The following is an 8,771-nucleotide window of genomic DNA, read 5'->3' as shown; positions in this document are numbered from 1 at the left end:
TGAAGGGTGTTTAGAGGCTTTGAAGAAGGCTTTAAAAGGGAAGAAAAGGTCAGAGTCTTTAATACATCATTCGGATAGAGGAGTTCAATATTGTTGCAAAGAGTATATATTGTTATTGCAAAAAGAGGACATTCAAATTAGTATGACTCAGGAGAATCACTGTTACGAAAATGCTCACGCGGAGCGTATCAATGGGATTCTCAAGCAAGAGTTTAATTTAGGAGTTACTTTTAATACTGAACAACAAGCTCTTAGTGCGGTATGTTCGGCTATAAAGACATATAATCAAAAACGTCCTCACTATGCATTGAACTTAAAAACTCCTGATCAGGTGTACTTTCAAAAGGTAGCTTAATGAAAAAAATTGACTAATAAAACAATAATTAATTATGACAACCTTTTTTAGGACGTGACAGTGAAAATATTTTTCTTTACACATACTCCGCTCTCGCGAGGCACATACAAAGCTATTGCTGGCTATTTTCAAAGGGGAAATGTAGAGACGGAAAAGGGGAAGAAATGACGAATGACGAGTGACGAATGACGAAGGTGGACTTCCATTCAAAGGGAGGTGTGTGGTGATGGAAAATATAGTTAAACCGAAGTTGGGGTATAATAAAAAAGCACTTACAAATGTTTGTAAGTGCTTTTATTTTGAGGGTGGTCCCAGTTGGGCTCGAACCAACGACCCTCTGATTATGAGTCAGATGCTCTAACCAGCTGAGCTATGAGACCTGTCTGTTTTTAATTAAGACGGTGCAAAAGTAGTATTTAAAAATGAATTGACCAAATTTATAGGGATTTTTTTCGAGAAAAAGGGTAAAAATAAGTGGTGAAGGCTTTGGCTATTTGAAGAGAATGTTTTATTTTTGCGCTGTAAAAACAATTCATTACATTGGTAAAACTGAATTATGAAAAGAGTTATTACTTTGCTATTCGTAGCTTTTATTACGCTTTCGGCGTTAGCTCAAGACCGTAAACTGACGGTTGCCGAAGCGGTTTTTCACGCGGTACAAGACCCTTCTTCTGAAATGGGATACCGCTTGCTCTCTCCTGAAACTTTGGATAATTTGCAGTGGATTGAGGGCACTGACCTGTATCTGTACAGCAAAGGTGATACGTATGAGATTTTCAACCCCAAAGGTGAAAAAGTGGGCGCTATTGGCAGTGAGCTCACAATGGGGTTTGAGTGGTTGCAAAGCTACTTGCGAAACAGCGGTTCGTTGCCTCCTATCACCTATATCGGTAAAGAAGAAATGGTTTTAAAAGTGGATAATACTTATTACCGTTACAATTACGAGCGCAAGAATGTGCTCAGTAGTATCACGCTACCGAAAGGGGCTGAAAACGCTGAATACAATCCTCTTACAAAATCGGTGGCATATACCTTAGATAATAATTTGTATTTGGCTACTGAAAAGAATGAAAAACAAGCGGTTACTGCTTTTACTGATGCGAATATTGTAGCCGGTAAATCGATTCACCGCAACGAATTTGGCATTCATAAAGGCATATTCTTTTCGCCTAAGGGCAATTATTTAGCTTTTTATCAGAAAGATGAAAGCAAGGTGGCTGATTACCCTTTGGTGGATATTACCACTACTCCTGCTACCTTAAAAGCGATTAAATACCCGATGGCAGGTCAGCCCAGCGAGCAGGCAGCAGTAGGGATTTACGATTTCCAAAGCGGGAAGGTTTCTTATTTAGACATTAACACTACCGATGAGCACTTTCTCACGAATTTGGCTTGGAGCCCTGATGAGCGATATATCCTTTTGGCTGAAATAAACAGAGCGCAGAACCACTTTGCCTTAAACCGTTACGACGCACGTACGGGCAAAAAGGTAAATACAATTTTTGAAGAGCGCAACGCTAAATGGGTAGAGCCCGAAAAGCCAGCTGTGTTCTTGCCGAACAACGCAAATGAGTTTTTATGGCTAAGCGAGCGCGATGGTTTTACAAATGTATACCATTACAATGTGAACGGCAAGCTCATTAAGCAAGTTAGTAATTTCCGTTGGGTAGTGCAAGATATTTTAGGCTTCGACACACAAGGGAAATACGTATTTATCACCGGTACAGGTGCTGACCCACGTGAGCAACATTGCTTTAAGATAGAGCTTAAAAACCCTAAAAAGGTGACTGCTCTTACTCCCGAAGCAGGAACTCATAACGTACAGCTGAGCAGTGACGGAAAATATCTTTTGGATAGCTATAGCAGTATCAGCGTTCCACAAAATATAGACCTTGTAAGTACGGATAAAGGCAGTAGACAGCGTTTACTTACGGCTAAGAATCCGCTAGAAGGTATTGCAGTAGGCACCACTGAGTTTGTAACGCTGAAAGCCGAAGATGGTACGCCTCTTTACGGTAAATTGCACAAACCTAAGACTTTTGACCCTAATAAAAAGTACCCTGTGCTGATTTATGTATATGGAGGACCACACGCCCAACAGGTGAAGAACGAATGGTTGGCAGATACTTACTTGTGGTTACACGCTTTTGTAGAAAATGAACAGTATATAGTGTTTACCTTAGACAACCGGGGTAGTGAAAACAGAGGTTTTGCTTTTGAGAGTGTAATCCACCGTCGTTTGGGAGAAATAGAGGTGAAAGACCAGCTTAAAGGGGTGGATTATTTGAAGAGTCTGCCTTATGTAGATGGCAATAGGATAGCAGTGCACGGGTGGAGTTTTGGAGGATTTATGGCTTCGAGCTTGCTCACTCGTCACCCTGAAATATTCAGAACTGCTGTGGCAGGAGGGGCTGTAACCGATTGGAAGTATTACGAAGTGATGTATGGCGAGCGCTATATGGACACCCCACAAGAAAACCCAGAGGGTTACCAGAATAGCCGAGTGGGCAAATACCTCACGAATTTGAAGCGCCCACTACTATTTATTCACGGCAGTGTAGACGATGTTGTAGTACCTCAGCACCTGATGAGTATTACGCGTGAGTCTATCAAGAAAAACGACTTTATAGAGTTATTTATCTACCCGATGCACGCACACGGTGTACGGGGTACTGACCATATCAATCTTACAGAAAGAATTATTGATTATGTGAAAAAACACAATCAGTAGTTATCAGAGGATAAGCGAAGGGCTGTCGGCAATGCCGACAGCCCTTCGTTGTTTTTTAATGCTCTTTAAGAGTTGGCTATAAGTCTTTCTAAAGCCATTCCTCTCGAACCTTTGATGAGTATTAGGCTGTCTTGAAAAGAAAGGTTCTTAAAGACCTCTTGAAATTCCTCAAAGGTTTCATACTGCGGATAAGGCGCTTTAGTTTGTTTAAAATTCTTTCCGATGAGGTAGACCCCTGCCCATTGGTGCTCTGTGAGTTTATCGACAATGCTTTGATGCTCCTGAGTAGCGTAATCGCCAAGCTCAAACATATCGCCGAGAATAAGCACTTTCTTAGAGGAGCTGTTCATAGAAAGGAGATTGTCGATAGCAGCAGTCATACTGCTGGGGTTGGCGTTATAGGCGTCGAGCAAAACAGTATTACTACCCCATTGCAATAACTGACTGCGATTGTTTTGAGGAATATAGCTCTCTATGCCCTTCTGAATAGCCTTTGTAGAGAGTTTGAAGTAACGCCCAAAAGCTACCGAAGCAGCAATATTAGTGAAGTTATAGCTTCCTACCAGATGAGAAGTTGCGACAGTGGGAGTATCAGTAAAGCCCTCTATATTGGCAGGGAATCCTTCTGTGGTGGTTTGTAGGGACGAGTCAGCAAACTGTATTTTCACGGGTTGAGTGCTGAGACATTGCACAGAGACGTTTACCCCTTCGCCTACTCCAAAACTGTACACATTGTTATAGTTTCCCAAAAGTGCTTCGGTGATAGGATTATCGGCGTTGGCAATAATGGTTTTATGGTGTGTTTTGAGGTAATCATAGAGCTCGCCTTTGGTTTTTATCACGCCTTCAAAAGAACCAAAGCCTTCTAAATGCGCTTTACCAATACTGGTAATATAGCCGTAGTCGGGTTCAGCAATAGAACATAGGAAGGCAATTTCACCTGGGTGATTGGCTCCCATCTCCACAATAGCAATATCGGTTTCTGGTTTAATTGTGAGCAAAGTGAGAGGTACTCCTATATTGTTGTTTAGGTTGCCTTGTGTAGCTACTATGCTCAGTTGTTGTGATAATACCGACTTGATAAGCTCCTTTGTGGTAGTTTTCCCATTGCTACCGGTAATACCAATAACGAGTGTTTTTAGCTTCCTGCGGTGATAAGTAGCGAGCTGTTGGAGTGTAGTGAGGACATCGTCTACCAAAAGTGTTTTATCGGCGATGTGATAAGCAGGGTCATCAATAACTGCATAGCAGGCTCCTTTGGCAAGAGCTTCTTGAGCAAAGGTGTTACCATTAAACGAAGCTCCTTTTAAGGCAAAGTAAATACTATTAGGCTTTATATTGCGGGTATCAGTACTTACGCCCGCTGAAGTTATATATCTTTGATAAAGCTCTTCTATCATAAACTATTAGTTCTTTTATAATGCAAAACTACAGCGTTTTTTTGAGTTAAGCAAATTGTTTCTCTTACTTTCTGTAAAAAAAGAAAAGAGTCCTCTTGAAAAGTTCAAGAAGACTCTTTGCCTATGAAATATTTTATGGTTTTTATCCTTTAGGAGTTTTATGGTTCTTTTTGGCTTTTGAACCTACACGGCTCATAGCGTTGCGGAACCCTATATAATCAGTAGCAATGTACTGAGGTAAGAAACGACGTTGTGCTGGGTCAAGCCAATAAGCACGGTCTCTCCAAGAACCTCCTTTGTATACGCGTACTTCGTCGTCGATAAGTGAAGTACGGTCGTTAGAAGTATCATAGCCCTTACCGCTGATATCGCTACCTGGTCTTTTAGGACGAGGAGCATTGTACATTGAGTTTGTATACTCTGAACCTTCTGCCATCAAGTCATTTTGGTTGCGATAGTTTCGTGTAGATGATTTATCACCATCGTGATAACTACGGTTATCGGAGTGTGTAAAGTTATAACGCAAATAGGTTTCGTTTGAGTCGATAGGAACAGTAGCAAGGTTACCTGGCAAATTACGAGCGATAATTTTACCGTTCATCAAAGTGTCATACTTCACATTCTCAGGAGTTACTACTATTTGTTTTCCGTCTTCACCAATAGCGTGTTTCATATACACGTTACCGCGGTAATAGTTGAAATCTGTTATTTCATCATCAACAATAGGACGATAAACATCGGCTACCCACTCAGCTACGTTACCTGCCATATCATACAAACCAAAGTCATTAGGTGGATAAGTTTTAACTGCTACAGTGATATCACCTTTGTCATCTGACCAACCTGCCAATCCGCCGTAGTCACCTTTACCTTGTTTAAAGTTAGCTAAGAGGTCTCCACGAGTTCTACGTTTGGTAGAACGAGTGTATTGGCTATCCCAAGGGTATTTCTTTCTACCTTGCAATGAGTTATATTCACGAATACCACCCAAAGATTTGGCAGCATATTCCCACTCTACTTCAGAAGGCAAACGATACTCAGGCAATAAAATACCGCTAGTTTGTTTAGCATAAGTTGCTTCTCCTTCTTTATTAGTTTTCTTACCTCCCATTTCTCCAGCTATCTTACCTCCGTAAGTTTGTGATGGGGCGTTTAGGTAAGTATCGGTACTAAATGTGCTAGTAGCATCTACTTGGTAACGAGCATCTTTTGCAAGATAACCATCACGTTCCAAGATTGCCTCGTTCACACGGTCAGTACGCCAAGAACTAAACTGTACTGCTTGCACCCAGTTTACCCCTACTACAGGATACTCAGCATAAGCAGGGTGACGCAAGTAATTGCTAACCATTGCTTCATTAGCACTTAGAGGGCTTCTCCATACTAAGGTATCAGGAAGGGCACCTATATATATATTTCTATATTGCTCTTCATCTGGTGGAAACACACGTTTTAACCAATCGAGGTATTCCATATACATCTTGTTGGTTACCTCTGTTTCGTCCATATAAAAAGACTGTACGTGTTGTTGGGTAGGTGTGTTATTCCAGTCGTGCATTATGTCGTCTTCCACCTGACCCATAGTGAAGGTACCTCCCTCAATGAGCACAAGACCAGGACCTGTCTCTTGGTCTTTAAAATCTGTATTGTATTGAAAACCACCTTCTTTCGCGTTGATTTTCCAACCTGTCGCACTCGATGTGTTCTTATCAGTCTTCTTGCCACAACCTGCGAGCAACAATCCTGCTAAGGCCATATAAACAGGTACTTTTAATAAATTTCTTTTCATAGTAAAAACACTTGTTAGCATAAAAATTCGGGCGCAAGATACTACTTTTTTTTAATGTAGTATCATCTTTTCTCAATTTTAACTATATATTAATATTCTATTTTTTGTGTATTTTTTATATATGTTTGATTTATAGTTTTATACACTCTATTTCCTCCTTCTCTTGTTTCTCATATTTCCTCTTCTCCCACCCTATTTTTTAACAATTCTTTAAGTATTTTGTTTATAACATTTGGTTCTTATCAGCTAAAAAAACCAATAACAACGACAAAAAGAACGCTATAATAGGTGCTATCATCCACATCGCAAAGAATCGCTTTACTTGAGTCTTGCGAAAAATATTCTTGTGCCCCATCTTCGCTACGCCTATTCCTAAGATAGCTGCTACATTCACTTGTACCAATGAGGTGGGTATTCCTTTTACAACCGAAGCTAGTAACAACAAGCTCCCCGATATAAATGCGATAATCACCGCTTCAAACTTCCCAAAAAGTATTATTTCCTTCCCTGTATTCTTCAGTATCTTATGTCCAAAAAGCGAAGCGCCAATGCCAAAACACGGGGCTACTATCAAGGTAGCCAACATCAAGATAACAATATGGTCACTCTCGCGAATGTGTAGCTCATTAATCGTCATTGTATACAAAGGTCCCGTCGCATTAGCTACGTTGTTAGAGCCTATCGCAAACGATACATACAAAGCCATTATCACCAACGCCACATCCCAAATATGCTTCTTGTTCTCATTCTGCGCCCGCTGTATCGTCAGCCCTCGCCTGCGCATCGGCTGGTAAATGTATTTCCCCGCAAAATAACTCAGAAAATAAGCAATCACAGGCAATATAAACCACGCAGGTATAATCTCCATAAATAGCCTATTCGTGTCTAACTTCTCAAAATACAACGCTGGTGCCGCTAAGGCTAATACTGCTGCCTGACTGGTAGACTGCGGTATCCCGGAAATGTTCGAAATAAGCATCGTTACCGCTATCGAAAATAAGGCTATCGATACCACCGTAAAATCCAAATACTCCGAGGGTAATATGCCACTCCCCATTGTACCTGCCGTTTTCTTCCCTGCCAAAAACGCCCCTACAAACACCATTATCCCAAATAACCCCGGGATAACAGTCTTTCTAATCACATTAGCACCATAGCTTGCCGAGAATGCAGGAGCGGTACCACTACCTCCCATCGTAATGGCTACTGCCATTGCAATGAGAAACGGAATAAGTAATTGGCTGTATATGGGTGTCATTCTTTATATCAGTTTTTCTCCGCAAAAGTATAAAATCTTTTTTAAATAACAATACTTTTTCTGCAAAAAAAAAGCCCGATATTACTATCGGACTTTTCCATTAACCAACCAAAACTTTAAATTATGAAAACTATTATTTGAAGTTTTACAATGAGCTACCACCCTCATTGCGTCGGCAAAGGTACGGCGTTTTTTTTAACTACCAAAATAATTCCAGAGTTTAACAAAACTTTAACGCACCTATAATGTCTTTATTACTGATTATCAGTGTTTCTTGTCTTGCTTTTATTTCTTCTCCAATTTATTTATCTCCGCAAGTTCTGCCTCTGTAAGTTTCTTAAATGTATACTCATATGTTCCTTGATTATCGTCATCATCTTTATCTATAAATGAAATAACAAGCCTATTTCCTCTTACAAAAAAGTTCTCAGGAGTATCGTCTTTTTTAGTAATCGTACCATTAGAAGCAGTATAAGGCACCGCTCTGCCTTTTTCAAACTCGCAACGATTAGTATTACTATTGAAGCCAAAGTCATAATTAGTTACTGTATTGGCGGTATAAATATCTACTTGTTTATCTTCACAGGGTCCTTTTTCGATAGGTTGTCCATTAAAGGTGGCTTTTTCTATCTGCCACGCCCCTATGAGTGCTTTGGGGTCGGTAGTTTTTTCAGGAGCTTTATACTCCATCGCTCTAAGGGCTGTCAATTCTTTTTCGCTGATTTTCTTATAGGTATATGAAAAAGAACGCATTTTTCCTTGTTCATCTAATCCAGTCCCCTCTATTACAAGTTTAGTTTCAGTCACAGTAAAAGTAACTGTCTTACCTTCACGTGTAATAGTTGTCCCCGATATAGTATAGGGTGTCATATCCTGAAATAGGTTTACACTAAAAACCATAAAAAGATATGACAAAAGGGAGGAAAGAAACAGTTCGGTACAGTGATTGCTTTAAGTTGAGTATCGTAGAAGAGATTGAGAGAAACGGATTGAGTATTGAAAACTGCCGACGCAAGTACGGCATTGGAGGAAGTACAACGATTCAAAAATGGCTCAAAAAGTATGGCAAAGATCACTTATTAAATAAAATAGTACGCGTGGAAACAATTGATGAAATCGGGGAGCTTCAAGCTCTTAAAAAGGAGTTAAAAGCCCTTAAAGAGGCTTTTGCTGAAACGACTTTAGAGAATAAAGTTTATAAGACTTATTTTCAAATTCTTGGTCAGGAAACAGGAATG

The 8,771-nt window shown here is 40.1% G+C and carries 7 protein-coding genes and 1 tRNA gene; 3 read left to right on the top strand and 5 right to left on the bottom strand.

Features of this window, described 5'->3' with window-relative positions; all coding sequences use genetic code 11:
* A partial coding sequence (locus tag ACSQ7D_RS12800) for a transposase (protein WP_437136468.1) occupies positions 1–355 on the top strand: 355 nt, incomplete at its 5' end.
* Between the two features lie 306 nt (positions 356–661).
* On the opposite strand, the gene ACSQ7D_RS12795 is transcribed toward ACSQ7D_RS12800, so the two are convergent.
* Positions 662–735 (bottom strand) — tRNA-Ile (locus ACSQ7D_RS12795).
* A 176-nt stretch (positions 736–911) separates the two neighbouring features.
* On the opposite strand from ACSQ7D_RS12795, the gene ACSQ7D_RS12790 reads away from it, so the two are divergent.
* A complete protein-coding gene (locus tag ACSQ7D_RS12790; RefSeq protein WP_437136467.1) occupies positions 912–3,086 on the top strand; it encodes a DPP IV N-terminal domain-containing protein in 2,175 nt (724 codons plus the stop codon).
* Between the two features lie 65 nt (positions 3,087–3,151).
* Here ACSQ7D_RS12790 and ACSQ7D_RS12785 read toward each other — a convergent pair whose 3' ends face one another.
* From ACSQ7D_RS12785 to ACSQ7D_RS12770, 4 genes are all read right to left on the bottom strand, one after another.
* Complete coding sequence (locus ACSQ7D_RS12785; protein WP_437136466.1) at positions 3,152–4,486, bottom strand: UDP-N-acetylmuramoyl-tripeptide--D-alanyl-D-alanine ligase; 1,335 nt, start codon at positions 4,484–4,486, stop codon at positions 3,152–3,154.
* A gap of 142 nt (positions 4,487–4,628) precedes the next feature.
* The gene (gene gldJ, locus ACSQ7D_RS12780) at positions 4,629–6,296 is read right to left on the bottom strand and encodes a gliding motility lipoprotein GldJ (protein WP_009420001.1); all 1,668 of its coding nucleotides are present in this window, start codon (positions 6,294–6,296) and stop codon (positions 4,629–4,631) included.
* 202 nt (positions 6,297–6,498) lie between these two features.
* Positions 6,499–7,533 carry an inorganic phosphate transporter gene (locus tag ACSQ7D_RS12775; protein ID WP_009417073.1) on the bottom strand — a complete coding sequence of 345 codons (1,035 nt, stop codon included), beginning with the start codon at positions 7,531–7,533 and terminating at the stop codon, positions 6,499–6,501.
* 285 nt (positions 7,534–7,818) lie between these two features.
* Positions 7,819–8,403 (bottom strand): lipocalin family protein, encoded by a 585-nt coding sequence (locus ACSQ7D_RS12770; protein WP_437136465.1) that lies wholly within the window; start codon positions 8,401–8,403, stop codon positions 7,819–7,821.
* Positions 8,404–8,441: 38 nt separating this feature from the next.
* On the opposite strand from ACSQ7D_RS12770, the gene ACSQ7D_RS12765 reads away from it, so the two are divergent.
* The coding region (locus tag ACSQ7D_RS12765; RefSeq protein WP_437136260.1) for a transposase at positions 8,442–8,771 on the top strand (330 nt) is incomplete at its 3' end.

The sequence above is a fragment of the Capnocytophaga sp. G1920 genome, assembly GCF_051417515.1.
This window is presented reverse-complemented; position numbering and strand designations above follow the sequence as displayed.